The organism is Sulfurifustis variabilis (genome assembly GCF_002355415.1).
GTDB classification, from domain to species: Bacteria; Pseudomonadota; Gammaproteobacteria; order Acidiferrobacterales; family Sulfurifustaceae; genus Sulfurifustis; species Sulfurifustis variabilis.
Genome location: NZ_AP014936.1, coordinates 2,609,285 through 2,634,814 on the forward strand (window position 1 = coordinate 2,609,285; position 25,530 = coordinate 2,634,814).

Below are 25,530 nucleotides of genomic sequence, written 5' to 3' on the forward strand. Positions count from 1 at the left end.
ACCGAGCGACGAGCTGCCCGCTTCCCGTCGACGATCTGGAACCTTTCCAGCCGGTCGCGCGTCCTTGGGTGACCCGCCTGCGCGGGATCGACCCACCACCCACCCACCGGGAGAACGCTCATGTCCACCACGAACGGAAACCGATACCTTTTCGTCATCACCTCGTTCGACCGGGAGCCCGATCGCACGGCGGCTCCGCTGGTTCTCGCCAACAACGCGCTGGCCGCGGGCGCCGACGTGCTCGTCTGGCTCACGCACGACGGCGTCGAGCTCGTCAGGAACGAAGCGGTTGCAGCGGTGAAACCGCCCAGCTTCCCGTCCTTCGGCGAGCTGCTCGAAAACTACCGCTCGAATGGGGGGCGCATCGGTGTCTGTCCGCCGTGCGGCAAGAGCCACGGTCTGACCGACGCCGACCTGTCGGCGAACGCGACCTGGATGGGGGCGCAAGCCCTCCTCGCCGAGATGGAGGGCCGGCAGAGCCTGTCGTTCTGAGCGGCCTCGCGACCTGGTGCTCCGCTTCGTTGATTCAAGGAGGAACCATGAAACACGCACTCCTGCCGATCGTCCCGCTCATCGCCGCCGCGCTCGGTAACGGGCTGGCGGTCGCGTCCGAAACCGGCCCGGTGCTCGTCGCCCCGGCCGAGGTGAAATGGACCGCCGGGCCGCCGTCGATGTCCCCCGGCGCGCAGATGGCCGTGATCTCGGGCGACCTCAAGAGTCCGGCACCCTTCACCTTCCGGCTCAAGCTTCCGGCGAGCTACCGTATCGCACCGCACACGCACCCGGCGATCGAGCACGTCACGGTGATCTCCGGGACGCTCTACATGGGGCCGGGCGACAAGCCGGACCGGACGAAGGCGAAGGCGCTTACCCCCGGAAGCCTCGCCGTCTTTCCCGCCGGACATTCCATGTACGCCTGGACCGAGGGCGAGACGGTGATCCAGGTGCACGGCGTCGGTCCGTGGGGGATCGAGTACCTCGACGCGGCCGACGATCCGCGCAAGCCGTGAATGGGCGTAGACTGGGCCGGAAACGGATCGGGCGGGCGCCTCGTGCGCCCGACCCGGTTCGCGTCCGAGCACGCTAGGGCTTCCCGGGGGGCGAAGGAGCAGGCGTGTCGTCGTTTGCAGCCGAAGACCGCGAATACTTCGAGCGCGAGCTCTCCGCGCTGCTCGAGGGACTCTACGGCTCCGCGCTTCGCCTCACGCGCAATCCCGCCGACGCCGAGGACCTGGTCGCCGACACCGTCGCGAAAGCCTGGAGTCATTTCGGGACGCTGCAGGACCGGCAGTGCTTTCGCGCGTGGATCTTCCGCATCCTGACCAACACCTTTTTCTCCGATTGTCGTCGGGCGACGCCGGTCGCGCTCGACGAGCAGCCGGAGCCGGCCGACGACGGCGAGGGGGCCAGGCCCTTTTCGCTGTTCGAGCGGCTGCATCAGCCGTTTCTCCTGTGGTGGAGCGCTCCCGAGCAGGATTTTCTGAACAACGTGCTCGGCTCGCAGATCGAGCAGGCGATCGACGCGCTCCCGGAGGCCTACCGGGCGGTCGTGGTGTTGCACGATCTCGAGGAGTTCACGTACGGCGAGATCGCGAACATGCTCTCGGTGCCCGTCGGCACCGTGCGCTCGCGGCTCGCGCGCGGCCGGGCGCTCCTGCAAAAGGCGCTTTGGGAGCAGGCGGTCGCCGCCGGGATCGTCGCGCCGCATCCCGATGACGACGCGGCCCCGCCGGAACCCGGCTCCGCCACATCGTCTTCAACACTAACCGCTCCGCGGGGGTCCCATGGCTAAACCGACGCCGATCACTTGCGAGGAGGCGTTGCGGCAGATCTACGCCTACCTCGATCGCGAGCTCGAGGGTCACGCGCATCGGGCGATCGAGCAGCATCTGCGCGTCTGCCGGGCCTGCTTCTCGCGCGCGGAGTTCGAGCGGCGGCTGAAGGAACGCCTGCGCGAGACGCGGCGGGCAACGGTTTCGGCCGATCTGCGGGCGCGCATCCGCAAGGTAATCGGCAACTATTGAAGAAATGCCGAATCGAGGTGCGCCTGCGCGCGCCATCGATGCAACGTCAGGCATGAAAAGAAAAATCGTCATCACTCGGGGAATGAGCCATGGTCGCGATCGCGAGCTTCAAGAAGGAGGCCATCGAGCGCGCGGTGCAGCAGATGTACACCGCGGTCGCGCGGCATCCCGAACGCCGGTTCCACTTTCCGACCGGGCGCGCCGCCGCGCGCCTGCTCGGGTACCCGGACGCGGAGCTCGATGCCCTGCCAGGCGACGCGATCGCCTCGTTCGCGGGCGTGGGCTATCCGTTCCAGGCGGACGCGATCCGCGAAGGCGACATCGTGCTCGACGTCGGCAGCGGCTCGGGCACGGATGCGCTGATTGCGAGCCGCCGGGCGGGTCCGCGCGGGAAGGTATACGCGCTCGATATAACGGAGCCGATGCGCGCGAAGCTCGCCGACATCGCCCGGCGCGCGGGCGCGAACATCGAGGTGGTCGCCGGCAACGCCGAGGCGATTCCGCTGCCGGACGCCTCGGTCGACGTGGCCACGACCAACGGCGTGCTCAATCTGGTGCCCGACAAGGCGCGCGCCATCGAGGAGATCCACCGCGTGCTGAAACCCGGCGGACGACTTGCCATCGCCGACATCGCGCTCGGCAAACCGGTGTCGTTCAAGTACCGGCAGGACCCGGACCTCTGGGCCGAGTGCGTGGTCGGTGCCGTGGAGAAGGGTCGCTACCTCGAGATGCTGCGGGCGGCGCGCTTCGGCGACGTGGAGATCCTGGACGAGCTCGATTACTTCGCCGCCAGCAACAGCCCGGAAACCCGCAAGGTCGCCGCCCTGTTCGGCGCGCAGTCGATCGTGCTGCGCGCGCGCCGGAGGTCGGCCCGGTCTCGCCTGCCCGCCCTCGGCACGGGCTGGAGACGCCGGGGCCTGCGCCTCGCGCAGGAAGGGGCCGGGATCGCGGGGGCCTGGCTCGCCGCCGGGATCTGCGCGGGCATGCCCGCGCTGCTCTCGATGCTGTCCGCCGCCGGCGCGGGCGCCTTGGCGCGTCACGCCTACATGTTCCCGCTCTTCGTGGTCTTCGTGGCGCTGAGCACCTGGCTGCTGCACGGCAGCGGTCGCACCGGCGGACACGTGGGGCCGTTCCGCCTGGCTCTCGCGAGCGGTGTCCTCGCGATCGCCTCGTTCTGGCTGTCGGTCACCGAGCTGGTGCCCGCCGTATGGTACGGCGCCTACGTCGGGCTCGCCGGGCTCGGGGCAGCCAGCGTCTGGGCTTTCGTGAAGGCCCGCGACCCGGTCAGCTGCCTGGACGAGATGGTGCGGGAGGCCGAGCGGGAGCGGCATGGGTTTGCCGCGTCGCACCCGCTCGCCCGCGGGGCGGTCATCGCGCTGGCGGCGGCCGCGGTGCTTTACGCGATGTACAAATCCGTCGACGTGTTCGTCGGAAAGGCCGAAGCGATGGAGATCGCCTGTGCCGATCCGCAAACGTGCAAAGAAGAAGATCACCGGAGAACCTGAGCATGGCCCAAACCCCCATCACCCCCGACATGACCATGTGGTCGGCGTATCGGTACGAACCGAAGGTATACGAGGTGTTTCAGCGCTACGGCTGCCCGGACATCCGCAGGGGCATCTTCCCGCTGCTCTCCCGCGTCATGAGAATCAGATGGGCCGCCCGCATCCACAACACCCCGCTCGACGCCCTGATGCGCGACCTGAACGCGGTGGCGTCGGGTGCACCCCGCGCCGCCGAACCCGCGCGGGCCCGTCCGGGAACCCTTTAGCCCGCTCGCGCGTCCTCTCCTCGCAGCCTTCAAACCACCGCGAGGAGAGACACCATGAGCACCGTATTGGCCGGCCGTGCCGTCGACCGCCGCGAGCTCGAAAGCAAGGTCAAGGAGATGTACCAGAAGGTCGCCGAGGAGCCGACCGGCGAATTCCACTTCGAGATGGGACGCGGGCTCGCCGAGCGGCTGGGCTACGAGCCGCGCGACCTCGATCGCATTCCGCGGGAGGCGATCGACTCGTTCGCCGGCGTCGGGTATCACATCGACCTCGCCGGCCTCGAGCGCGGGGCGCGCGTCCTCGACCTCGGCAGCGGCAGCGGCATGGACACCTTCGTCGCGGCGCTCGAGGTCGGCGCCGAAGGCCGCGTGCACGGCGTCGACATGACCGACGCGCAGCGCGCCAAGGCCGAACGCCTGCGCGACCGCGCGGGCTTCACGCAGGTGCGCTACCACAAGAGCTACATCGAGAACCTGCCGTTCGACGACGGTACCTTCGATGCGGTGATCAGCAACGGCGTGATCAACCTGTCGGCCGACAAGGCGCAGGTCTTCCGCGACGCGGCGCGCGTGCTGCGCAACGGCGGGAGGCTCGCGATCTCCGACATCATCACCGATAAAAACCTGCCCGAGGGCGTCACGTGCAACGCGACGCTCTGGGCGGCCTGCATCGGCGGTGCGATGCAGCAGGACGACTACTTCGACGCGATCCGGGCGGCGGGCTTGCGCCTCGTGCGCACGCGCGAGAACCCGCAGTACCGCTTTCTCACCGCTTCGGCGCAGAAGGCCTGCGCCGCCTACGGGGTGCGCAGCGTGTCGCTGGTCGCGGTCCGGGCGTAGCGGGCGGAATTCCGGGGCGGGGCGCGTATCGCAGGATCGGCCCGGACGATCGCACCGGCTCGGGCAGTGTGCGTCCGTCGGACCATGGCGCGCGCCGGTCCTCCTTCTGATCCGGATCAAAGCCGGGCGCCGCGCAGCGGCTAGAGTCGCCTGCTGGTCACGACCGCGCCCGGAGGTGCATTCGCCATGGGGAGCCTGCTCCTGACGCACGACGGCCTGACCCGTCGCCTCGTCGGGAACCCGACCGACCCCGCCTCGGTACAGAACGCCCGAGCCGTTTTCGAACATCTGCTCAGCCGGAACTACGCCGCGTTCGAAAAGATGGCCGGCCGTAAGCGCGGGCGCTTCGTCTGTGCCTTCAACCCGGCGGCCGAATACCTGGTGATGCAGGCGCCACCGGCCTTCCCGTAGCGACCAGGCGGCGCGGGCGTTTGCGGCCCGACGCCGATGCGACACAATGGCGCGGTGCGACGACTCCCTTTCACGGGCGCGTGCCCGCCATGAGCGCACGGCGAACCGGGCGGGACGGCGTCGGGCCGAGCTCGGTCTGGCTTCCCGAAGGTCCGTGGACGACGGTGCTCGAATTCCTGGTCGAGCGCTTTCCGGGGATCGGGGCGGGGACGTGGACCGCGCGCATGGCGAAGGGCGACGTCGTCGACGATCAGGGCACCCGCCTGCCTCCCGACGCGCCGTACCGCGGCGGTATCCGGCTCTATTACTACCGCGAGGTCGAGGCGGAGCCGGCCATTCCGTTCGAGGAGGCGGTCCTCTACCGCGACGAGCATCTCCTCGTCGTCGACAAACCGCATTTCCTGCCCGTCGTCCCGGCCGGGCGCTTCCTGCGCGAGACGCTCCTCGCCCGCCTGAAACGCAAGCTCGGGCTCGATTTCCTCGCGCCGGTCCACCGCATCGATCGGGAGACCGCGGGGCTCGTTCTGTTTTCCACCCGGCCGGAGACCCGCGCCGCCTACCACGCGCTCTTCGAGCGGCGCGAGGTGCGCAAGACGTACCACGCGCTCGCCGCCTGGCGGCCGGAGCTCGCGTTCCCGATCGTCCGTCGCAGCCGGCTGGTCGAAGGCGAGCCGTTCTTCCGCATGCGCGAGACGGACGGAGAACCGAACACGGAGACGCGCATGGAGGTGCTGGAGGTGCGCGGGAGCCTCGCGCTCTACCGGCTCGCGCCGGTCACCGGACGCAAGCACCAGCTCCGCGTGCACATGGCCGCGCTCGGCATTCCCGTTCTGAACGATCGACTTTACCCGCGGCTGCTGCCCGATCGGGGCGACGACCACTCGAAGCCGCTGAAACTGCTCGCGATATCGATCGCGTTTATCGATCCCTTAACACAAGCAGCGAGACAGTTCGAAAGCCGCCGGCTACTTTAAGGAGCGATGTACGCGCTCCTGCTCGGCCCTGCGTTCGAAACGCTGCCCGACTCGATACGGGCCCTGCATCGCTCGCCCGGCTCCTTCCGCCATCGCGGGGAGTGTCGCGTCCGGCGCGGTGACCGGCTCGTCTCGCGGCTGCTCGGCTTCGCCGCGGCGCTGCCTCCCGCCGGGATCACGGTTCTCGACGTCGCCATCGAATCGGACGGAAAGAACGAAGTGTGGCGCCGCGGTTTCGGCTCCCACCGGATGCAATCCCGCCTGGCGGCGCGCGACGGTCTCCTGCGCGAGTCGCTCGGCCTCGCACGCCTGGCGTTCCGCCTGCACATCGAGGAAGGCGGGGTGCGCTGGAAGCTGGTCGAGGTCCGTGCGCTCGGCGTCACGCTGCCCCGCCGATGGTTCGATCTCGACGTGTCCGAGCGCGACGTGAACGGACGCTATCATTTCGACGTGAGAGTGGAGATTCGCGGCGTCGGGCTTCTGGTCCACTACGCCGGATGGCTCGCATGAACCCGCGCTCGATCATCGTATTCGACGGCGTCTGCATCCTGTGCAACGGATGGGTGCGCTTCGTGCTCGAGCGCGACGCCGACGGGCGATTCGTGTTCGCCGCCATGCAGACCGCCGCGGGGAGACGGCTGCTGCAGGAGCACGGGCTCGACCCCGACGCCCCGGCCTCGCTGCTGCTGCTCGACGAGGGCGTCCCGTACACGGACAGCACGGCCATCCTGCGGGTGCTCGCGCGCCTGGGCGCAGGGTGGAAGGCGGTCGCCGGAACGCTCTCGGCCGTTCCGCTCGCGCTGCGCGACCGGGCATACCGTTGGATCGCGCGCCACCGCTACCGGTGGTTCGGTCGACGCGCGACCTGCGTGGCGCCTGCCCCGGCGAACGCGCGGCGCTTCATCCGCTGAAGGTCGCCTGGAATCGAGACCGACAAAGGAGAGCCCATGCGCTGCGTCGTCCTAGGCGGGTTCGGCAACTTCGGCGCACGCGTTTGCCGCGGGCTCGCGCGGGACGGCATCGAGGTGATCGCCGCGAGCCGGGACCCGGAGAAAGGGCGGCACGACGCGCGCTTCGGCGCCGACATCGGCGCGGCGCGCCTCGACCTGGCCGACCCGGAGTGGGCCGCGCGCCTGCGCGCGCTCTCGCCCGACCTCGTCGTTCACTGCGCCGGTCCGTTCCAGGCGCAGGACTATCGCGTCGCGACCGCGGCGCTCGCCGCGGGAGCGCACTACATCGACCTCGCCGACGCCCGTTCCTTCGTCGCCGGCTTTTCCGAAGCGCTGGGCCCGGCCGCCGACGCGGCCGGACGACTGGCCGTCAGCGGGGCGAGCACGGTTCCCGGGCTCTCCTCCGCCGTCCTCGACGCGCTGCGGGGTCGGTTCGCCTCGATCGAGGAGATACAGATCGCCATCGCCCCGGGGCAGCGCGCGCCGCGAGGCGTGGCCACGGTCCGCGCCGTCCTGAGCTACGCGGGCCGGCCGTTCAAATGGTGGAAAGACGGCTCCTGGCAGACGGCCCACGGCTGGCAGGCGCTGCGCCGCCTGCGATTCTGCGGCCTGGGACATCGCTGGGCGGCGGCGTGCGACGTGCCGGACCTCGAGCTGCTGCCCGCGCGCTATCCCGGCGTGCGAACCGTGGAATTCCGCGCCGCGCTCGAGCTGAGCGCGCAGCACTTCTTCCTGGCCGGCGCGGCACAACTGCGCCGCTTCGGCGTCCCGCTCCCGCTGGAGGCCCGCGCCGCCTCGCTGGAGCGCTTTGCCCGGTTGCTCGACCGATTCGGCGGCGAACGCGGCGGCATGCTCGTCGGCGTTCGCGGCGTGCGCGCGGGCGACGGCGGATGCGTCCGCGTCGAATGGCACCTCACCGCGGGAAGCAACCACGGGCCGGAGATCCCCGCCATGGCGGCCATTCTCCTTTCGCGCAAGCTCGCGCGCGGGGAGCTGCAGGCGCGCGGCGCGACGCCGTGCATGGGCCTGCTCACGCTCGACGATTTCGCCGCCGAGTTCTCGCGCTGGGACATCGCAGCGACGATCGAGGAGCGCGCGTGCTAGCCGATTCGTACTACCTCTGGAAGACGGCGCACGTCGTCAGCGCCTCGGTGCTTTTCGGAACCGGCCTCGGCATCGCCTTCTTCGCGTGGTTCGGTTACCGGCGCACGATGCGAACCGGCCGGATCGAGGGCCTGAGGCTGGTGCTGTCGTTGACCGTGATCGCCGATCTCCTGTTCACGCTTCCGGCGGTCGTGTTTCAGGCGCTGAGCGGTTTCGTCCTGCTGGAGCTGCGCGCCTGGGCCTGGCACAGCCCGTGGTCGCTGGCTTCGCTCGGCATGTTCGCCGCGGTCGGCCTGCTGTGGCTGCCGGTCGTCGCCATCCAGATCCTCATGAGTCGGGAGGCCGATCGCGCGGCCACCATCAAGGAGCTGGGCCAGCACTTTCACCGTCGTTTCCTCTGGTGGTTCCTCCTCGGCGTGCCCGCGTTCGCCGGCGTCGTGGTCCTGTTCTTCCTCATGGTCACCAAGGCGCTCCCCGTCACCGCCGCCTGATCGTGCGCCGTCGCCTTTTTCGCGCGCGCGGCCGCCCGATAGAGCCGCTCGACCAGCGCGCGGTCGAGGCCCGCCCGCCAATGGAGGCCGATCGTGCGCGAGAGCGAGAAGCCGCTGACGTTCACCGCCACCAGCCGCGCGGGGACGATGGAACGCGGCGCGAACGTGAGGCCGTAGCCCCGCTCGACCGCGTCGAAGGCGACCTCCTCCCGGGCCGCCCTCACCACCGTCCGGAGCGTGGTTCCGGCCGCCCGCAGCTGCGCCTCGCCGACCGGGCTCAGCTCGCAGCGCGAACGAAACACGAAGGGTTCGGCCGCCAGCTCCCGGATCGTGAGCGTCCGCCGCGCGCGCGCGGCGAGCGCGTGGCCCGGAGGCACGACGGCCACGAACGGCTCTCGCCAGAGCACGCGCGCATCGACGCCCTTTTCGCCGACGACGGTGACGGCGGCGTCGATGCGCTCCTGCTCGAGCCAGCCGGTCAGCCGTTCCGCCGAGCCCTCCCATATCTCGACCGCGACGTCGCCCGCGCGCACGCCGGCCAGCAGCGACCGCGTCCATGCGCGCGGCAGCGTCTCGAGCACGCCCAGACGCAGCCGCGGCTTCGGAGGCGCCTCGCCGCGCAGCTCGCTGCGCGCGACCTCGCATTCCCGGAGGATGGTGAGCGCGCGCGCGTAGAAGCGCTGGCCGTTCGCCGTGAGCCGGACGCGCCGGTTTCCGCGCGAGCGGTCGAACAGGGTGCAGCCGAGATCGCGCTCGAGCGCCTTGAGACTGGCCGAGAGCGCCGGCTGGGTCAGGTGCAGCTGCCCGGCCGCCTTGATCACGCCCCCGTACTTCACGATGGCGACGAAGGCCTTGAGGTGCTGGGTTTTCATAATGGTTTGTTTATCAAACATCCCGACAACTATCCATTATTTTTATCACTCCCGCCGCGCTATCTTCCCTCGCGGAAAACGACGAGGAGACCGCATGACCACCCTGTCCGTACTGGACTACCTGAAAAAGCAGCTGGACGGCTCCCTGCCGTCCGGTGCGCGCACGCACCTGCGCTACCCGACCGCCATCTCGCGCACGCTCGGCATCCGGATCGTCGACGTCGGGGAGGGCACCGCCACGGTCGAGATCGACGCCGACGTCGCGCTGCACGGAAACCAGCAGGGCACGGTGCACGGCGGGCTGCTTTGCGAGCTGGCCGACGCGGCCATCGGCACGGCGCACTCCACGACGGTCGCGGAGGGCGAGTCGTTCGCGAGCATCGACCTCAAGATCAACTTCTTCCGGCCCGTCTGGAGGTCCCGCCTGCGCGCGAGCGCGAGACCCGTCCAGCGCGGACGGACCGTCAGCCACTATCTCTGCGAGATCACCCGCGAGGACGGCAAGGTGGCGGCGGTGGTGTTGAGCAGCATGATGTCGCTGACGGGAGAAAAGGCGAACGGGCGATAGACGCCCGGCACGTCGCCGCCCGCCCGGGACCGGCCGGCGCCGCCCCCGCACGGCCGGGCGGGGGACGGCGACGCTCGCGCCCGCGGCCGTCGGACGCGCGGACGCCTAGGGCTTGACCGGCGGCTGCTGCGCCATCGGCGCGTGCTCGGCGCCCTTGGGCGCCCGGTCGCGCGGCACCAGGCGCCAGAGCGCCCCTTTCGGGTTCGCCATCGGTCCCTTGTCGGCGAGGTAGTAGCAGTAACAGTTCACGGCCAGGATGTCGCCGTTCTCGTCGACGTTGCCCGCCGTGAACTGGAGCGTCGTCTGCATGACCTCCTGCATCTGCCACCGGGCGCCGTCCCAGCCGATCGCCCAGACGCGCCCGGAGCACCAGTCGCCCACCATATATACCTTGTTCATGCCCGCGTAGTTGGCGACGCCCAGGCCCTGCGCCGAGCAGCCCCAGCCCTCGGTCAGCTTCTTCGCGCCGGGATAGGGCTCGGCGTGCGGGTACTCCGCGATCGGCAGCACCCCGATGATCGGGCACTTGTCGTCGGGACCGGTGATCGGGTGGCAGTGCGACCCCATGTTGAACCGCCAGCCGTAGTTCTCGCCGCCCTTTCCGCCCGCCGGCTGGTAGTTGATCTCCTCCCAGTGGTTCTGGCCGACGTCGGCGATGAAGAGGTCGCCGCTCTTGCGATCGAAGTGGAACAGATAGGGATTGCGCAGCCCGTACGACCAGATCTCCGGGCGCGCCTCGGGACGGATCTTGGCGAAATCCGCCTCGGTCACGCCGAAGAGCTGCATCATGCGCGGCTGCGACGCGGCGTAGAACGGGTTGTTCTGCGGCACGCCGTACGGCTCGTGGTCGGGGACGTCCACGTCGATCCGCAACAGCTTGCCCCACAGCACGTCGAGCCGCTGCCCCGCGTCGAGCGGATCGCCCTCCCAGCCGCCGTCGCCCCTGCCTATATATAGGAATCCGTCCGGCCCGAAGGCGATGGTCCCGCCGTAGTGGTTGTAGTACGGCTGGGGCGTGTTCATGATCACCTTCACCGTCTTGTTCGCCTGCTCGGTCGTCACGCGGTCGGGGCTCTTCGGGTCGACGGTGTAGCGCGCGACGATGGCGGCGCCGTTGAAGGGCAGCGACGAGTAGTGCACGAAGAAGTGGCCGTTCTCCCTGAACTTCGGGTGGAACGCGATCGACCACAGCCCCTGCTCCGTGAACGCCGCCAGCACCTCGCTGTTGAGCTGGTTCGTGGTGGTGAGATCGAGGAAGGGCTCGGGGAGGATCTTGCCCTCCTTGACGATCCGCACGCGGCCCACGCGCTCGGTCACGAAGATGCGCCCCGTGCCGTCGTTCGGGACCGCGACGTTCGTGGGATCGTTGAACCCGTCCGCGACCTTCACGAGCGCGAGCGGCGGTACGCCGGGCACCTTGCCGCCGGGCCGCGCGACCTCCTCCGGCGACTTGGGTATCGCCGGCGCCGACGCGGCGGAGGCGTTGCCGGCCGCGAGCAGCGCGACCGCGGCGTAGAGGGTTGCGATCAGCTTTCCTGGCCTTCCGTGGTTCATGCGCGATCCTCCTTGATCCCGAACGGGCATGGCGGGAATGCGGTGTCGGAGCCCGGAACTCCTTTCCGGGACGCGCTCCGGTCGAGGTCGCAGCAATCTTGCACCGGGGTATGCGAGTGTCAAGAAAGGAAAGCCCGAAGAGGCGCGCTTCCCCCCATCGGCAACGAGGTCGCGCGGTCGCTGGACGCGCCTTCCCGCTCCCGCCAGACTCGCCCTTGATCCGTCAGCGCCAAATCCCGGCGAGGAGCTTCGAATGAGCACGAGCGACGCCTGGCCGGCGCTCCCTTACGAGGAGTGGAAGGACACCTGCGCGACACTGCATCTGTGGACGCAGATCGCCGGCAAAATCCGCCTCGCGCTGACCCCGTGGGTGAACCACTCCTGGCACGTCGCGATGTACCTCACGGCGCGCGGCCTCACGACCTCGACCGTCCCCTACCGCAGCGGCAGCTTCGAGATCGAGTTCGACTTCATCGATCACGCGCTCCTCGTTCGTACGAGCGACGGCGCGCGCGCAAGCACGCCGCTCGCTCCGCGCCCGGTCGCCCGGTTCTACCGCGAGCTCTTCGATCTGCTCGCGGGCCTCGGCATCGCCGTCCGGATCCGGACGATGCCGAACGAGATTCCGGACGCCATCCCGTTCGAACGGGACGAGGTGCACGCGGCCTACGACGCCGACGCGGCGCACCGGTTCTGGCGCATCCTGATGCAGTCCGACCGCGTGCTCGAGCGCTTCCGGGCCGGGTTCATCGGCAAGTGCAGTCCGGTGCATTTCTTCTGGGGCAGCTTCGATCTCGCCGTCACGCGTTTCTCCGGACGCCCGGCCCCGCCGCATCCCGGCGGCGTGCCGAACCTCCCGGACTGGGTCGTGCGCGATGCGTACTCACACGAGGTCGCGAGCTGCGGCTTCTGGCCCGGCGGCGGCCCCGTTCGCTATCCCGCGTACTACGCCTACGCCTATCCCGAACCCGCCGGCTTCAGCGCCGCGCGCGTGCGCCCGGACGCCGCCCGCTACAGCCCCGAGCTGCGCGAGTTCGTGCTGCCGTACGACGCGGTCCGGGAGGCGGCCGAGCCGGAGTCGACGCTCCTCGAATTTTTCGAGAGCACCTACGCCGCGGCCGCCGATCTCGGCGGCTGGGACCGACCGGCGCTGGAGCGAGAATCGCCCGACCGGTGAGGATTGCAGGCGGTCAGAGCTCCGCCGTCGCGAACGTGTCGCAAGCCTCGAGGTCGCCAGTCTCGATCCCGCGCTTCATCTCGATCCGCCCTCCGGCCGTCGTTCCATAGCCGGTGCTCTCGGTCGCATGCGCGTTGACAAAGCACACGATCAGCCAGCCCGCCGTCAGTCCTCGCAGCCGCAGCCTCATGCCGTCCTCACGATCTCCGTTACCCGGCGCGCGCACTCCTCCGGTCTGGTCTGGAGCAGGAAGTGAGGGCCCTCGATCCGCTGGACGTTGCACGACGCGAAATGCGCGTCGAACCACCGCGCGGCGCCCGCGGGCACCAGCCGGTCGTTCCCGGCCTGGAGGTAATGGCACGGGACGGTGCACCGCTCCCGAAAGAACCGGCGCCTTTGCCCGATAAGCGCCAGCCGCTGCTCGAGCACGACCGGGGAAACCCGTGCCAATGCGCTCCTCAGCCACGCGAGAAGCGCCGGATCGCGGCTTCCGCCCAGGCACGAGTAGCGCAGCAGCACATCGGGCGCATGGCGGATCAGCGTGCCCGTTCCGGGAATCATCCTGGCCAGTCCAAGCAGAAGCGGCCGCGGCGGTTCGGCGAAGCCGGCGCAGAAGACGATCGCCCGGGGGGAAACGGCGCCGCCGGCCAGAAGGGCCAGGGCCACCAGGCTCGAAAACGATTCGGCGAGGAGCACCGTGCGACCGGAAGGCAGGTCGCGGGCCGCGAGCTCGGCGTACTGCGGCAGGGACAGCGGAACGTCGCGCGGATAGGCGAGGGTCCTGACCGGGATGTCGTTCGGCAGCGCGCCGACGAACCTCTCGAACAGAAGCCCCGTCCCGTCGAGCCCGGGCATCAAAACGAGCGTCGCTACTCCGTCTTCGATCACGCGGCTGTCGTCCGGCTCATCGCTTTCTTGTGAATATGGCTCGCCGCTCGGCCTTGCGCCACAGACCTTGCCTCGGCGCGACGCGCAAGAATAACCTACACGGGCACCCCGACTCCGAAAGCCATGCCACGGATCCTTTTCACGCCCAACCTGCAGCGTCACCTCTCCTGCCCGCCGCGTGCGGTCGCCGGGGAGACGGTCGCCGCCGCCCTGCAGGCGGTGTTCGCCGAGCATCCGGCGCTGCGCGGTTACGTCGTCGACGACCAGGGACGGCTGCGCAAGCACGTGGCCGTCTTCGTCGACGGTTGCCAGATCAGGGACCGCGTCCGCCTCAGCGATCCGGTCGGCGAAGACGGCGAGATCTACATCGCCCAGGCATTGTCCGGCGGGTGAGCCCCGCGCACCCGCCTGCAGGAGGCGAGCGCCCCGCCGCCACAACACCAGGAGACCGCCATGAGCAACCGGTTTCTCGTTGGCACCCGCAAGGGCCTGTTCACGTTCGAGCGCGCGAGCGATTCCCGCTGGCGCATCGTGCGCACCGACTTCCTCGGCGACCCGGTCACGATGGTGCTGCCGATGCCCGACGGGAGGCCGTACGCCGCGCTCAACCTCGGTCACTTCGGCTCGAAACTGCGTCGCCTCGGCGGCGCCGGCAAGTGGGAAGAATGCGCGGTTCCGGCATTCCCCGCCGTGAAGGACGGCGGCGAGAACGCGCCCGCCGTGATGCAGATCTGGTCGCTCGAACGCGGCGACCCGGACGGCCGCACCCTCTGGGCCGGGACGATTCCCGGCGGGCTCTTCCGTTCGCGCGACGGCGGCGGGTCGTGGCAGCTCATGGAGTCCCTGTGGAACCGTCCGGAACGCGAGGAATGGATGGGCGGCGGCTACGACCAGCCGGGGATCCATTCGATCTGCGTCGATCCGCGCGATCCGGGGCGGCTGGCGCTCGCCGTTTCGACCGGCGGCGTCTGGACCACGAGCGACCAGGGCGCGACCTGGGAGTGCCGCGGGAAGGGATTGCGCGCCGCCTACATGCCGGCCGGCCGCGCCTTCGATCCCCTCGTCCAGGACGTGCACCGGCTCGTGCAGTGCCCCGCGCGACCGGACGTCTACTGGGCGCAGCACCACAACGGAATCTTCCGCTCGACCGACGACGCCGCCAACTGGGAGGAGATCGCGGACGCGCCGCTCTCCACCTTCGGCTTCGCCGTCGCCGTCCACCCGCGCGATCCCGACACCGCGTGGTTCGTCCCGGCCGTCAAGGACGAGACGCGCATCCCGGTCGACGCGAAGCTCGCGGTGATGCGCACGCGCGACGGCGGCAGGCGCTTCGAGGTGCTGCGCCGGGGTCTGCCGCAGGAGCACGCCTACGATCTCGTCTACCGGCACGGCCTGGACATCGACGACTCGGGCGATCGGCTCGCGATGGGCTCGACGACCGGCGGCCTCTGGCTCTCGGAGGACCAGGGCGACACGTGGCAGAACCTGTCCAGCCACATGCCGCCGATCTACTGCGTCCGCTTTACGAACGGCGGGTGAAATTCCGCCCGGACGAGCGACTCTGACGATCCGGGCCGTCTTTTTCGCCTTCGGAGAAGATGAAGATCCGCGCGGCGGAGATGAGATAGCGCCTGCCGTGGATACGGTCGAGAAAAGTCCTGGTGGTGATCTGGGCCGTCTCCATTAGGTCCACCGAGGTCTCCCCGCCATCCGCGGTCCCGACCAGCACCGTGCTGCTGCTGAACGACCCACCACCGTCCTGATCGCGTAACCGGTCTCGTCGTTCCTGAACGCGGGAAGGTCGACGAGCCGGCTTCGGCCTTGCTGAGCGTGCAGGTCTTCCCGAGGTCCAACGCTCGGGCGTTGCCGTGCCGATCGTCCGGAGAGAAACGCGTGCGGCTGCGGCCGGACGGATGTCCCTGTCCTACGGCTTCTTGCGCCTGCTTCGGACCAGCGCGGCGATCTCCGGCCACCATCCCTGTGTCGGGTACCATTCCGCGACGAAGTCCGCGAACGCGCGCACTTTTGCGGTCAGGTAACGGTTGCTCGGGTAGACGACCACGAGCGACGGCGTCGGCGCGACGACATCGAGCAGCAGCGGGCGGAGTTGCCCCGCCATCAGCGCGCGAAACACGAGGATGTCGGGCACCTGCGCCACACCCAGGCCGGCGACGGCGGCGGACGCCGCGGCCTCCAGCGACGTGACGCCGAGGCGGCCGCGCGGCGTGAAACGGCGGACCTCGCCCGCCTGCTCGAAGGTCCAGTCCAGCGTGCGGCCCGTGGACGGCGAGATGAAAGCGACGCAATCGTGCTCCGCGAGCGCGTCGATCGTGTTCGGCTCCCCGCGCTTCGCCAGATAGTCCGGCGCCGCGCAGGTGATCCGCTTGCCGGAGGCGATGTGCCGCGCAACGAGCGTCGAGTCGTCGGGAATGGCGACCGCGCGCACCGCGCAGTCGATGCCCTCCTCCACGAGATTGACGGCACGGTCGCTGAACACCACGTCGAGCGACAGGTCCGGATGCCGCGCGAGGAACCCCGGCAGCGCCGGAAAGAAGAGGAGATGCGCGAAGGACTGCGGCACCGAGACCTTGAGGCGCCCCTTCGCCGCGGTCCGCGCGCCGTAGAGCGACTCCTCCGCCTCGCTCAGGTCCTCGAGGATGCGCACGCAGCGCTCGTAGTAGCCGCGTCCCTCGTCGGTGAGGCTGAGCCGGCGCGTGGTGCGGTGCAGCAGCCGCACGCCGAGCCGCCGCTCGAGCTGACCGAGGGCGGTCGTCACGCTCGAGCGCGACTGGTCGAGGTCCTCCGCCGCGCGGGCGAACGAGCCCTGCTCGACGACCCGCACGAACACCCGCATGCAGTGCAGCTGGTCCATGGATTGTTCTCGTTATTGGAACAATCAATTCTCCTCTTTCGTATTTGTTTCGCAAGATTCCGGTAATAGATTGCTCCGCGCCGCCGGGCTGCGGGCAACGAGAACAACCGGCGGCCCAACGACCACACCAGGAGAGACGCGATGAACGCGAGGAGCCGACCGGTACGCTGGCCGCGCAAGACGCGCGAGCTGCACAACCACCATTTCGACTCGACGATCTGGAACGATTTCCGCTTCCGCGACGACGACATCGTCATCGCGACCTACGCCAAGTCCGGGACGACCTGGACGCAGCAGATCGTCGCCCAGATGCTCTTCAACGGCGATCCCGATCTCCCGGTCGCGGAGCTTTCCCCGTGGCTGGACCTGCGCGTGCCGCCCAAGGCCGTGAAGCTGCCGCTCGTGGAGGCGCAGACGCACCGGCGCGTCATCAAGACCCATCTGCCGGTCGATGCGCTGGTCTACTCGCCGAAGGCGAAGTACATCTACGTGGCGCGCGACGGCCGCGACGTGGTGTGGAGCATGTACAACCACCACGTGAACGCGAACGCCGACTGGTACGCCGCGCTCAACGACACGCCCGGCCGGGTCGGGCCGCCCATCGAGCCGCCGCCGGCCGACATCCGCCGGTACTGGCGCGACTGGATGGACAGGGACGGCCACCCGTTCTGGCCGTTCTGGGACAACGTCCGCAGCTGGTGGCAGATCCGCCATCTACCCAACGTGCTGTTCGTCCATTTCAACAACCTCAAGCGCGACATGCCGCGGGAGATGCGCCGCATCGCGCGCTTCCTCGACATCACGATCGACGAATCGCGCTGGGAGCGGATCGTCGAATACTGCTCGTTCGACTGGATGAAGCAGCACGCAACGAAGAGCGTGCCGCTCGGCGGCGCCCTTTGGGACGGCGGCGCGGAGGTCTTCATCAACAAGGGCACGAACGGCCGCTGGGCCGAGGTGCTGACGCCCGACGAGTCGGCGGAATACGAGGCCCGCGCGGTCCGTGAGCTCGGATCGGCGGCCGCGCGCTGGCTCGCGACCGGCGAGGGTCTCCAGCCGAAAGCGTCCGCGAGACACCTGAGCGAAATTCGCGCTTTTTCCGCGCGGGCCGACGCCGCGAGCGTCGGAGCACATGCCGGCTGAGCCCGGTCCAATCCCTTTGGCACTTCAACGAGGAGCATTGCCATGAACCAGCAGAAACGGATTATCGCGGTGGTCGGCGCCACCGGCGCGCAGGGCGGCGGTCTCGTGCGCGCCATCCTGAACGACCCCGACGGTCCCTTCGCCGTCCGGGCGCTCACGCGCGACGTCAATTCGGAAAAGGCGAAAGCGCTCGCCCGTCTCGGCGCCGAGGTGCTGAGCGCGAACGTCGACGACGAGGCGAGCCTCGAGGCGGCTTTCACCGGCGCCTATGGCGCATACTGCGTGACCTTCTTCTGGGATCACTTTTCGCCCGAGAAGGAGCTGGCCGAGGCCGGCGCGATGGCACGCGCGGCGAAGGCGGCCGGAATCGAGCACGTCATCTGGTCCACGCTCGAAGACACCCGCAAATGGGTGCCGCTGGGCGACGACCGCATGCCCACGCTGATGGGCAAGTACAAGGTGCCGCACTTCGATGCCAAGGGCGAAGCCGAGCAGGTGTTCCGCGACCTGGGGGTGCCGACGACCTTCCTCCTCACTTCGTTTTACTGGGACAACCTGATCCACTTCGGCATGAATCCGAAGCGCGGCCCGGACGGCAAGCTCGCCTTCACCCTCCCGATGGGCGACAAGAAGCTCCCGGGCATCGCCGCCGAAGACATCGGCAGGTGCGCCTACGGCGTCTTCAAGAAGGGCAAGGAATATATCGGCAAGACCGTCGGGATCGCCGGTGAGCACCTGAACGGCGCCGAGATGGCTGCCGCCCTCTCCAGGGCGCTCGGCCAGGAGGTGGTGCACAACGACGTGTCGCCCGAGACCTACCGCGGCTTCGGGTTCCCGGGCGCGGACGACCTCGGGAACATGTTCCAGTTCAAGCGCGACTTCAACGCGGATTTCCGCGCCCCCCGCAACCGCGAGAACGGACGGGCGCTCGCTCCGTCGCTCCTGACCTTCGAGCAGTGGCTGGCCAGGAACAAGGGCCGGATTCCGCTGGAGTAAGTAACAATCCGCTTGCCGGGACGTGGCCTTCTCGATGCGGCGGGCGCGGTTGTCCGGGCGCCGCGCTTTCCGGAGAATGGCGACGCTTGCGCCGTGAGCGCGGGACGAGCGTAAACCCGAGGAGCGCGCGGAGTGACGCGAACCGATTCGTTGCAGGAATACGTCGCGGACCAGCTCGCCGCGCTCGACGGCGTGCGATTTCGCCGCATGTTCGGCGGCTACGGTATCTATCGCGGAGAGCGATTCTTCGGGATCCTGCACCGCGGTCGGCTCTATTTTCGAGCGGGCGAGGACGACCGGGGGAAGTACGTTGCGCAGGGCATGAAGCCGTTCCGTCCGAGCGCCAGGCAGACCCTGACGAGCTATTTCGAGGTCCCGGCCGACGTGATCGAGGACAGCGAAACGCTGGTTGCGTGGGCGGAGCGTGCGCTTGCGGCGACGTCGGCGCCCGGAAAGAAGACCCGGCGACGCGCGGCCGGCCGTATTGCCGCCGCGTCGCCGGCCGGCCGACGTCGAAGAACCTGAGCGGGGCCTACTCTATCCGCACTGCAGTCGAGGTTACTTCTTCCAGGCGTCCCGGGCGTCCTTCTTGGCCTTCTTCTCGGCCTTTCTTTCCTTCGGGGTCCGGGTCGGCGGTTTCCTGGTCTGCTTCTTACTGTCCATGCCCTTGCTCATGTGTGCGCTCCTGGGTGCATCGTTGAGTAGTGTTATCGGCCGCTCTCGGCGCGCCTGGCACCGTAAGCCGGGGCGGGCATGGATTCAATACCCTGGCTGCGCAGGTAGTCGTCGTAGCTGCCGTTGAAGTTGACGATCCCTTTGGGCGTCAGCTCGAGGATGCGCGTGGCGAGCGACGAGACGAACTCCCGGTCGTGGCTGACGAAGATGAGGGTGCCGGGGTAGTTCTCGAGCGCGAGATTGAGCGACTCGATCGATTCCATGTCGAGGTGGTTGGTCGGCTCGTCGAGGACCATCACGTTCGGGCGCTGCAGGATCAGCTTGCCGAAGAGCATGCGCCCCTGCTCGCCGCCGGAGAGCACCCGCACGGGTTTGGCGCACTCGTCGCGCGAGAACAGCATCCGCCCGAGCACCGCGCGGATCGCCTGCTCGTCGTCGCCCGGCCTCCCCCACTGGCTCATCCAGTCGTAGAGGCTGAGATCGCTGTCGAAGTCCGCGGCGTGGTCCTGGGCGAAGTAGCCGATGCTGGCGCTCTCCGACATCTTCACCCGGCCGCTGTCCGGCGGAAGCTCGCCGACCAGGGTGCGCAGGAGCGTCGACTTGCCGATGCCGTTAGGGCCGATCACGGCGACGCGCTCGCCGACCTCGACCCGCAGGTCGAGGCCGCGGAACAGCACCGTCTCCCCGTAGCCCTTGCTCAGGCCCTCGGCCTCGAGGGCCTGGCGATAGAGCTTCTTGTCCTGGTCGAAGCGGATGAACGGGCTCACGCGGCTCGACGGCTTCACGTCCTCGAGCTTGATCTTCTCGATCTGCCGCGCGCGCGAGGTGGCCTGCCGGGCCTTCGAGGCGTTGGCCGAGAAGCGGCTGACGAAGGTCTGGAGCTCCGCGATCTGCGCCTTCTTCCGGGCGTTGTCGGCGAGCAGCCGCTCGCGCGCCTGGGTCGCGGCGGTCATGTACTCGTCGTAGTTGCCCGGGTACACGCGCAGCTCGCCGTAATCGAGATCCGCCATGTGCGTGCACACGCTGTTCAGAAAATGCCGGTCGTGCGAGATGATGATCATCGTGCTCGCGCGCGCGTTCAGCACGCCCTCTAGCCAGCGGATGGTGTGGATATCGAGGTTGTTGGTCGGCTCGTCGAGCAGCAGGATGTCCGGGTCGGCGAAGAGCGCCTGCGCCAGCAGCACCCGCAGCTTCCAGCCCGGCGCTACGGCGCTCATCGGGCCCGCATGCTGCTCGAGCGGGATGCCGACCCCGAGCAACAGCTCGCCGGCGCGCGCCTCGGCGGTGTAGCCGTCGAGCTCGGCGAACTCGACCTCGAGCTCGCCCACCTTCATCCCGTCCGCCTCGCTCATCTCCGGCAGCCCGTAGATGCGGTCGCGCTCGTTCTTCACCCGCCAGAGCTCCGCATGGCCCATGATCACGGTGTCGAGCACCGTGTAGTCCTCGAACGCGAACTGGTCCTGTCTGAGCTTGCCGAGGCGCTCGTGGGCGTCGACCGAGACGTTGCCCGAGGTCGGCTCGAGGTCGCCGCCCAGGATCTTCATCAGGGTCGACTTGCCGCAGCCGTTGGCCCCGATCAGGCCGTAGCGGTTGCCGTTGCCGAACTTGACCGAAATGTTCTCGAACAGCGGCTTGGCGCCGAACTGCATGGTGAGGTTGGCGGTGGAGATCAATGGGCAGTCCTTTAATAAGAGTACGAAGGCCCCCTCCAGCTCGGGGCGGAGAGACGGTCGACATGCCGGCCAGGGCCGGGACGACCCGGTCAGGCCGAAAACCGACCTGCGGGCCTCGGGGCCTGTCGGGCAAAGGGCGCGCATTGTCTCACAGGGCGGGAATTCGAGCGACCGCCGGGCGGACGGTATCCCCGCAGGGGTGGCAGGCCTCGTTCGAAGCACGGCCGCGACGACTGCGATCCGGCATGGAAGCGAGCGACGTCAACGGGCCGCCCCCGGGCGAAGAAGTCCGCGGCGAGTTCGATGCGATTGATCCGGCGGTCCGCCCCGTTGGGACGCCCGTCGCGTCGTGCAATCCCGCCGCAAAAGCACGCTCCAACGAATTGACGTGAAGCGACTTTCGCTTATCATCGGCGCATCGGTTCTTCCTGGGCTCAACGCGTGCGACGAGATACGCGGTTACGCATCGACTACAAACCCGAACCAGCGACCGCCGCGCCCCGTTCTGCCCGCCGGCTCCTTCCCCTCATGATGTTTCCGCTGCTGGGCGGCGCGCTGGCTTACGTGCTGAGCCACCCGCCGGCGGCCACCGATCCCGAACCGGCCGAAACCGTCGCGGAAGCGCCCGAAACGCCGCCGCCGCCCGCGGTCGAGCCGGTCGGCGAGAAGGTGGACTTCATCGTCCGGCGCAACGACACGCTGGAGCGGATCTTCCGGCGGCTCAAGCTCAGCCCCGATGACCTGAACGCCATCCTCGGCCTGCCCGGCGTGCGCCAGGCGCTCAACCGGATCCGGCCCGGCGACAAGGTCACGGTCGTCCACGAGGACGGCGCCGTCCACGCCCTCAACCGCCGCATCAGCGACACCGAGGTCCTGGCGGTGACGCGCGGGGACGACGGCTTCGCCGCCGAGATCCTCGCGACCCCCATCGAGATCAAGGTCGCGCACGCGTACGGAACCATCGAATCGTCCCTGTTCGTCGCAGCGCGCGCCGCCGGGGTGAGCCCCGAGACCATCCTTCAGCTGGCGAACGACATCTTCGGCTGGCAGATCGACTTCGCGCTCGACATCCGGCCCGGCGACCGCTTCCACCTGATCTACGAGCAGAAGCACCGCGACGGGCAGTACATCGGCGACGCGCGCATACTCGCCGCCGAGTTCGTGAACGACGGCGAGACCCACCGCGCGGTGTACTACGCCTCGGAAGACGGCAAGATCGACGGCTACTTCGCGCCCGACGGCCGCAGCATGCGCCTGCAGTTCCTGCGCGCGCCGCTCGACTTCCGGCGGGTGAGCTCGAACTTCAATCCGCGGCGCCGCCACCCGATTCTCAACCGCATCCGCGCCCACCAGGGCGTCGATTACTCGGCTTCGCACGGGACCGTCATCAAGGCCGCCGGCGACGGCCGCGTCGGCTTCGTCGGCCGGAAGGGCGGGTACGGAAAGGTCATGATCCTGGAACACGGCGGCGGGATCTCGACCCTGTACGCCCACATGTCGGGCTTCGCCCGGGGCATGCGGCCCGGCCAGCGGGTCAAACAGGGCCAGACCATCGGCTACGTCGGCAGCACCGGCGCCGCGACCGGGCCGCACCTGCACTACGAGTACCGCGTCAACGGCATCCACAAGAACCCGCGCACCGTCCGCCTTCCGGACGCCGCGCCGATCCCGGCCGCGTACCGGGCGGACTTCCAGGCCAAGGCCGGCCTGATACTCGCCGACCTGGAGCAGGTGCAGGAAACCACCCTCGCGGCGGCTCCGGCGGACTGAGTCCGCCGCGGGCGTCGCCGCATTCGAGGCCGCGAGCCGCGGCACCCGCTGGCCTCCGGCCGGGCGGCGTAAACACCGCATCCCGGCACCCCGCGGCCTCCCCGGCCGCTGGTCCGCAATCACCCGCGTCCTCGCGCCCTCCGCCGCGTCCCGGCATGGAGGTTGCATCAAAAACCCGTTCGATGGCCCGTTGGGATCGGGCGGGGTGCGACGGCCGTCGCGGGCCGGGACAGCGGTCCGCGGTCGGACGAACCTGCGCAATCAAGAAGAATTCGACAGGAAAACGAGACATGACCCCGGAACAGGCGACCAGTTACCTCAACAGTCTGCTCAAGGCCATGCTGGCCAAGAAGGCGTCCGACCTCTTCATCTCCAACGACTTTCCGCCGTCCATGAAGATCGACGGCAAGATGACGCCGGTGACGCAGCAGCGGCTGAATCCGGTCCAGACCCGCGCCCTCGCCATGGCCGCGATGAACGAGAAGCAGCGCGCCGAGTTCGAGGTGGAGAAGGAGTGCAACTTCGCCATCAACCCGCAGGGGATCGGCCGCTTCCGCGTCAACATCTTCATCCAGCAGGGCTGCATCGGCATGGTGCTGCGCACCATCACCACCGAGATCCCGAAATTCGACGACCTGCACCTGCCGCCGGTCCTGAAGGACGTGTCGCTGACCAAGCGGGGGCTCGTGATCCTCGTCGGCGGCACGGGCTCGGGAAAATCCACGACGCTCGCGGCGATGATCGACTACCGCAACGAGAACAGCTTCGGCCACATCATCACGATCGAGGACCCGGTCGAGTACGTGCACAAGAACAAGAACTGCCTCGTCACCCACCGCGAGGTCGGCACCGACACGAACAACTGGTTCGCCGCGCTCAAGAACACGCTGCGCCAGGCCCCGGACGTGATCCTGATCGGCGAGATCCGCGACCGCGACACCATGGAGTACGCCGTCGCCTTCGCCGAGACCGGCCACCTGTGCATGGCGACGCTGCATGCCAACAGCGCCAACCAGGCGCTCGACCGCATCATCAACTTCTTTCCCGAGGAGCGCCGGGCGCAGCTGCTCATGGACCTGTCGCTCAACCTCAAGGCCGTGGTGTCGCAGCGCCTCGTGCCGCGCGCCAACGGCAAGGGCCGGCGCGCGGCGATCGAGATCCTGCTCAACACGCCGATGGTCCAGGACCTGATCTTCAAGGGCGAGGTCCACGCGCTCAAGGAAACGATGTCGAAATCCAAGGAGGCGGGCATGCAGACCTTCGACCAGGCGCTGTTCGATCTCTACGAGGCCGGCGAGGTCAGCTACGAGGACGCCATGCGCAACGCGGACTCGGTGAGCGAGTTCAAGCTGGCCGTCAAGCTGAACAGCAAGCGCCGGGGAGCGGAAGAGGGCCGGCCCAGGATGGAGCTGAGCCTGCAGGGCGACGCCGAGGAGGAGAACGCCGAGGCCTCGTCCGATCAGCCGGCTGCGTCCGCCGCCGCGAGCCAGCCGGCGTCCGCGCTGCGCGCCATGCCGCCCAAGCCGACGACCGCCGACCGCTAGAGCCGAGGTGACCGACCATGCGCAGAACCGGCCTTAGGATCAGACTCCCGTCCCCGGGCGCGAAGGGACGAGGGAAAGGGGCGAAACCGGGAGCAATCGCCGCGGCCCTGATCACCGACGCGGATGAATTCCCGGCGATCGAGCTCGCGACCGAGCCCGAGACCGTCGATCTCGCCGAGATCGACCTCGATTTCGCCGGCGACGAGACGCGGCACACCGATTCGACGACCGTCCGGGCGGCCGGCGGAATGGCGGCGGCGCCCGCCGGCGCGGCCGACCTCGCCGCGGTCGATCTGTTTCGCGACGTCCGCGCGGCCAGTCTCGCCGAATTCGCCGCCCAGACCCGCGTCATCGAGGCGGCGCCGGGCAGCGTGCTGCAGGCCGCCGACCAGCTGAGCGACCGGATCTTCTTCGTCATCGCGGGCGAGCTGCGCATGTACGGCGACTTCAGGGAGAAGCGGCCGCGCGGCATCGTCGACGCCGGGCAGTCGGTCGGATTGCACTGGGCGCTGCTCCAGCAGCCGACCGAAGTCGCGATCGTCGCCACCGAGTTCGCGCGCGTGCTCGAGGTCCGGCTGCCGCAGCTCGACGAGTTCGCCCGCCGCTCGCACGCCTTCGCCTGCAACGTCAACGCGCTCTACGCCGCCTACCTGCGCGGCGACAACTGCCTGAACGTCGGCGCCCGCGCGCTCGCGGCGCTGCATCATCGCCGCGGCTACACCGACGAGCTGACGCAACTGCACAACGAGCGCTGGCTGACGGCGATGCTGCCGCGCCTGCTGGGACGCACCCGGTTCGACCGCGCGCCGCTCACGGTCGCGATGCTGGCGGTCGACCGGCTCGACAAGATCCACCACGAGTTCGGCACCATCGCCGGGGAGCAGATCCTCGCGGCCGTCGGCCAGCTGCTGCTGGACGCGACGCGCACCACCGACCTGCTCGCCTGCGACGACAACCGGCGCTTCGTCGCCATCCTGCCGAACACGCCCGCCGACGGCGGCCGGATTCTCTGCGAGCGGCTCCTGGAGGAGGCGCGCGTGCTCCGGATCGGCGCGCCCGACGATCGCCCGCTTCCCGCCCTCACCCTCTCCTGCGGCCTCGTGCAGTTCGACGGCACGACGTCCGCCCCCCAGCTGATCGAGCGGTTGAACGCGCTGGTGCAGAGGGCGGCCGAGGACGGCGGCGACCTGCTGCGCGCGTAATTCGCGCGTCCCGACCCTCCGGGAGCGACGG

Annotated in this window: 29 protein-coding genes and 1 pseudogene; 23 read left to right on the forward strand and 7 right to left on the reverse strand. The window is 69.1% G+C overall.

The genetic code is table 11. The features are described 5' to 3' along the window. Positions 1-120: 120 nt before the first annotated feature. The 13 genes and pseudogenes from SVA_RS12550 (at position 121) to SVA_RS12610 (ending at position 8,565) form a co-directional block, all read left to right on the forward strand. A complete protein-coding gene (locus tag SVA_RS12550) occupies positions 121-492 on the forward strand; it encodes a DsrE family protein (RefSeq protein ID WP_096461547.1) in 372 nt (123 codons plus the stop codon). Between the two features lie 47 nt (positions 493-539). Next, positions 540-1,010, forward strand: a complete 471-nt coding sequence (locus SVA_RS12555; RefSeq protein WP_096461548.1) for a cupin domain-containing protein — start codon at positions 540-542, stop codon at positions 1,008-1,010. 104 nt (positions 1,011-1,114) lie between these two features. Then, on the forward strand, positions 1,115-1,792 hold the full coding sequence (locus SVA_RS12560) for a sigma-70 family RNA polymerase sigma factor (protein WP_096461549.1): 678 nt from the start codon (positions 1,115-1,117) through the stop codon (positions 1,790-1,792). Further along, positions 1,785-2,024, forward strand: coding sequence for an anti-sigma factor family protein (locus SVA_RS12565; protein ID WP_096461550.1), 240 nt, complete (start codon positions 1,785-1,787; stop codon positions 2,022-2,024). The genes SVA_RS12560 and SVA_RS12565 overlap by 8 nt, the downstream gene beginning before the upstream one ends. 89 nt (positions 2,025-2,113) lie before the next feature. Beyond that, positions 2,114-2,887, forward strand: a pseudogene (locus tag SVA_RS20440) (methyltransferase domain-containing protein); the annotation flags it as partial. Between the two features lie 644 nt (positions 2,888-3,531). Then, a complete protein-coding gene (locus SVA_RS12575) occupies positions 3,532-3,795 on the forward strand; it encodes a hypothetical protein (protein WP_096461552.1) in 264 nt (87 codons plus the stop codon). 54 nt (positions 3,796-3,849) lie between these two features. After that, a complete protein-coding gene (locus tag SVA_RS12580; protein WP_096461553.1) occupies positions 3,850-4,635 on the forward strand; it encodes a methyltransferase domain-containing protein in 786 nt (261 codons plus the stop codon). A 186-nt stretch (positions 4,636-4,821) separates the two neighbouring features. Beyond that, positions 4,822-5,046 (forward strand): hypothetical protein, encoded by a 225-nt coding sequence (locus SVA_RS12585; protein ID WP_096461554.1) that lies wholly within the window; start codon positions 4,822-4,824, stop codon positions 5,044-5,046. Positions 5,047-5,135: 89 nt separating this feature from the next. Then, positions 5,136-6,020: a pseudouridine synthase gene (locus SVA_RS12590; protein WP_096461555.1), complete on the forward strand. Its 885-nt coding sequence runs from the start codon at positions 5,136-5,138 to the stop codon at positions 6,018-6,020. Between the two features lie 6 nt (positions 6,021-6,026). Beyond that, entirely contained in the window at positions 6,027-6,530 is a 504-nt protein-coding gene (locus SVA_RS12595) for a DUF4166 domain-containing protein (protein ID WP_096461556.1), read from the forward strand. Then, on the forward strand, positions 6,518-6,931 hold the full coding sequence (locus SVA_RS12600; protein ID WP_169924078.1) for a thiol-disulfide oxidoreductase DCC family protein: 414 nt from the start codon (positions 6,518-6,520) through the stop codon (positions 6,929-6,931). Before SVA_RS12595 ends, SVA_RS12600 begins: the two co-directional genes overlap by 13 nt. 36 nt (positions 6,932-6,967) lie before the next feature. Further along, positions 6,968-8,074: a saccharopine dehydrogenase family protein gene (locus tag SVA_RS12605; RefSeq protein WP_096461557.1), complete on the forward strand. Its 1,107-nt coding sequence runs from the start codon at positions 6,968-6,970 to the stop codon at positions 8,072-8,074. Next, positions 8,068-8,565 carry a DUF2269 family protein gene (locus SVA_RS12610; RefSeq protein ID WP_169924079.1) on the forward strand — a complete coding sequence of 166 codons (498 nt, stop codon included), beginning with the start codon at positions 8,068-8,070 and terminating at the stop codon, positions 8,563-8,565. Before SVA_RS12605 ends, SVA_RS12610 begins: the two co-directional genes overlap by 7 nt. On the opposite strand, the gene SVA_RS12615 is transcribed toward SVA_RS12610, so the two are convergent. Next, positions 8,457-9,437: a LysR family transcriptional regulator gene (locus SVA_RS12615; protein ID WP_169924080.1), complete on the reverse strand. Its 981-nt coding sequence runs from the start codon at positions 9,435-9,437 to the stop codon at positions 8,457-8,459. The two genes, SVA_RS12610 and SVA_RS12615, sit on opposite strands and share 109 nt — an antisense overlap. Positions 9,438-9,531: 94 nt before the next feature. Between SVA_RS12615 and SVA_RS12620 the strand changes: the two genes are divergently transcribed. After that, positions 9,532-10,005, forward strand: a complete 474-nt coding sequence (locus SVA_RS12620) for a PaaI family thioesterase (RefSeq protein ID WP_096461560.1) — start codon at positions 9,532-9,534, stop codon at positions 10,003-10,005. Positions 10,006-10,110: 105 nt separating this feature from the next. Here the strand turns inward: SVA_RS12620 and SVA_RS12625 are convergent, their stop codons facing one another. Next, complete coding sequence (locus tag SVA_RS12625) at positions 10,111-11,559, reverse strand: PQQ-dependent sugar dehydrogenase (protein ID WP_096461561.1); 1,449 nt, start codon at positions 11,557-11,559, stop codon at positions 10,111-10,113. Positions 11,560-11,812: 253 nt separating this feature from the next. Between SVA_RS12625 and SVA_RS12630 the strand changes: the two genes are divergently transcribed. Further along, positions 11,813-12,736: a DUF5996 family protein gene (locus SVA_RS12630; RefSeq protein ID WP_096461562.1), complete on the forward strand. Its 924-nt coding sequence runs from the start codon at positions 11,813-11,815 to the stop codon at positions 12,734-12,736. A gap of 13 nt (positions 12,737-12,749) precedes the next feature. Here SVA_RS12630 and SVA_RS19805 read toward each other — a convergent pair whose 3' ends face one another. Both SVA_RS19805 and SVA_RS12635 read right to left on the reverse strand, forming a co-directional pair. After that, complete coding sequence (locus SVA_RS19805) at positions 12,750-12,926, reverse strand: hypothetical protein (RefSeq protein WP_169924081.1); 177 nt, start codon at positions 12,924-12,926, stop codon at positions 12,750-12,752. Then, positions 12,923-13,624 carry an alpha/beta fold hydrolase gene (locus tag SVA_RS12635; RefSeq protein ID WP_148665463.1) on the reverse strand — a complete coding sequence of 234 codons (702 nt, stop codon included), beginning with the start codon at positions 13,622-13,624 and terminating at the stop codon, positions 12,923-12,925. Before SVA_RS12635 ends, SVA_RS19805 begins: the two co-directional genes overlap by 4 nt. 123 nt (positions 13,625-13,747) lie before the next feature. On the opposite strand from SVA_RS12635, the gene SVA_RS12640 reads away from it, so the two are divergent. Together SVA_RS12640 and SVA_RS12645 are read left to right on the forward strand one after the other, a co-directional pair. Beyond that, complete coding sequence (locus SVA_RS12640; RefSeq protein WP_096461564.1) at positions 13,748-14,017, forward strand: MoaD/ThiS family protein; 270 nt, start codon at positions 13,748-13,750, stop codon at positions 14,015-14,017. Between the two features lie 60 nt (positions 14,018-14,077). Next, positions 14,078-15,163 (forward strand): WD40/YVTN/BNR-like repeat-containing protein, encoded by a 1,086-nt coding sequence (locus SVA_RS12645; protein ID WP_096461565.1) that lies wholly within the window; start codon positions 14,078-14,080, stop codon positions 15,161-15,163. Here the strand turns inward: SVA_RS12645 and SVA_RS19810 are convergent. Together SVA_RS19810 and SVA_RS12655 are read right to left on the reverse strand one after the other, a co-directional pair. After that, positions 15,147-15,353: a hypothetical protein gene (locus tag SVA_RS19810; protein ID WP_096461566.1), complete on the reverse strand. Its 207-nt coding sequence runs from the start codon at positions 15,351-15,353 to the stop codon at positions 15,147-15,149. The genes SVA_RS12645 and SVA_RS19810 overlap by 17 nt on opposite strands. 195 nt (positions 15,354-15,548) lie before the next feature. Next, positions 15,549-16,496, reverse strand: coding sequence for a LysR family transcriptional regulator (locus SVA_RS12655; RefSeq protein ID WP_096461567.1), 948 nt, complete (start codon positions 16,494-16,496; stop codon positions 15,549-15,551). Positions 16,497-16,637: 141 nt separating this feature from the next. On the opposite strand from SVA_RS12655, the gene SVA_RS12660 reads away from it, so the two are divergent. The 3 genes from SVA_RS12660 to SVA_RS12670 all read left to right on the forward strand — a co-directional run bounded on the left by SVA_RS12660 (position 16,638) and on the right by SVA_RS12670 (position 19,160). Beyond that, positions 16,638-17,639, forward strand: coding sequence for a sulfotransferase domain-containing protein (locus SVA_RS12660; protein ID WP_096461568.1), 1,002 nt, complete (start codon positions 16,638-16,640; stop codon positions 17,637-17,639). A 42-nt stretch (positions 17,640-17,681) separates the two neighbouring features. Then, positions 17,682-18,635 carry an NmrA/HSCARG family protein gene (locus tag SVA_RS12665; protein ID WP_096461569.1) on the forward strand — a complete coding sequence of 318 codons (954 nt, stop codon included), beginning with the start codon at positions 17,682-17,684 and terminating at the stop codon, positions 18,633-18,635. A 132-nt stretch (positions 18,636-18,767) separates the two neighbouring features. Further along, positions 18,768-19,160 (forward strand): TfoX/Sxy family protein, encoded by a 393-nt coding sequence (locus SVA_RS12670; RefSeq protein ID WP_096461570.1) that lies wholly within the window; start codon positions 18,768-18,770, stop codon positions 19,158-19,160. A 182-nt stretch (positions 19,161-19,342) separates the two neighbouring features. Here the strand turns inward: SVA_RS12670 and SVA_RS12675 are convergent, their stop codons facing one another. After that, positions 19,343-20,983, reverse strand: coding sequence for an ABC-F family ATPase (locus SVA_RS12675; RefSeq protein WP_096461571.1), 1,641 nt, complete (start codon positions 20,981-20,983; stop codon positions 19,343-19,345). Between the two features lie 528 nt (positions 20,984-21,511). Between SVA_RS12675 and SVA_RS12680 the strand changes: the two genes are divergently transcribed. The 3 genes from SVA_RS12680 (at position 21,512) to SVA_RS12690 (ending at position 25,499) form a co-directional block, all read left to right on the forward strand. Continuing rightward, positions 21,512-22,753, forward strand: a complete 1,242-nt coding sequence (locus tag SVA_RS12680) for a peptidoglycan DD-metalloendopeptidase family protein (RefSeq protein ID WP_096461572.1) — start codon at positions 21,512-21,514, stop codon at positions 22,751-22,753. 290 nt (positions 22,754-23,043) lie between these two features. Then, positions 23,044-24,297 carry a PilT/PilU family type 4a pilus ATPase gene (locus SVA_RS12685; protein WP_096461573.1) on the forward strand — a complete coding sequence of 418 codons (1,254 nt, stop codon included), beginning with the start codon at positions 23,044-23,046 and terminating at the stop codon, positions 24,295-24,297. Positions 24,298-24,314: 17 nt separating this feature from the next. Next, entirely contained in the window at positions 24,315-25,499 is a 1,185-nt protein-coding gene (locus SVA_RS12690) for a GGDEF domain-containing protein (RefSeq protein WP_096461574.1), read from the forward strand. The last annotated feature ends 31 nt before the right edge of the window (positions 25,500-25,530 follow it).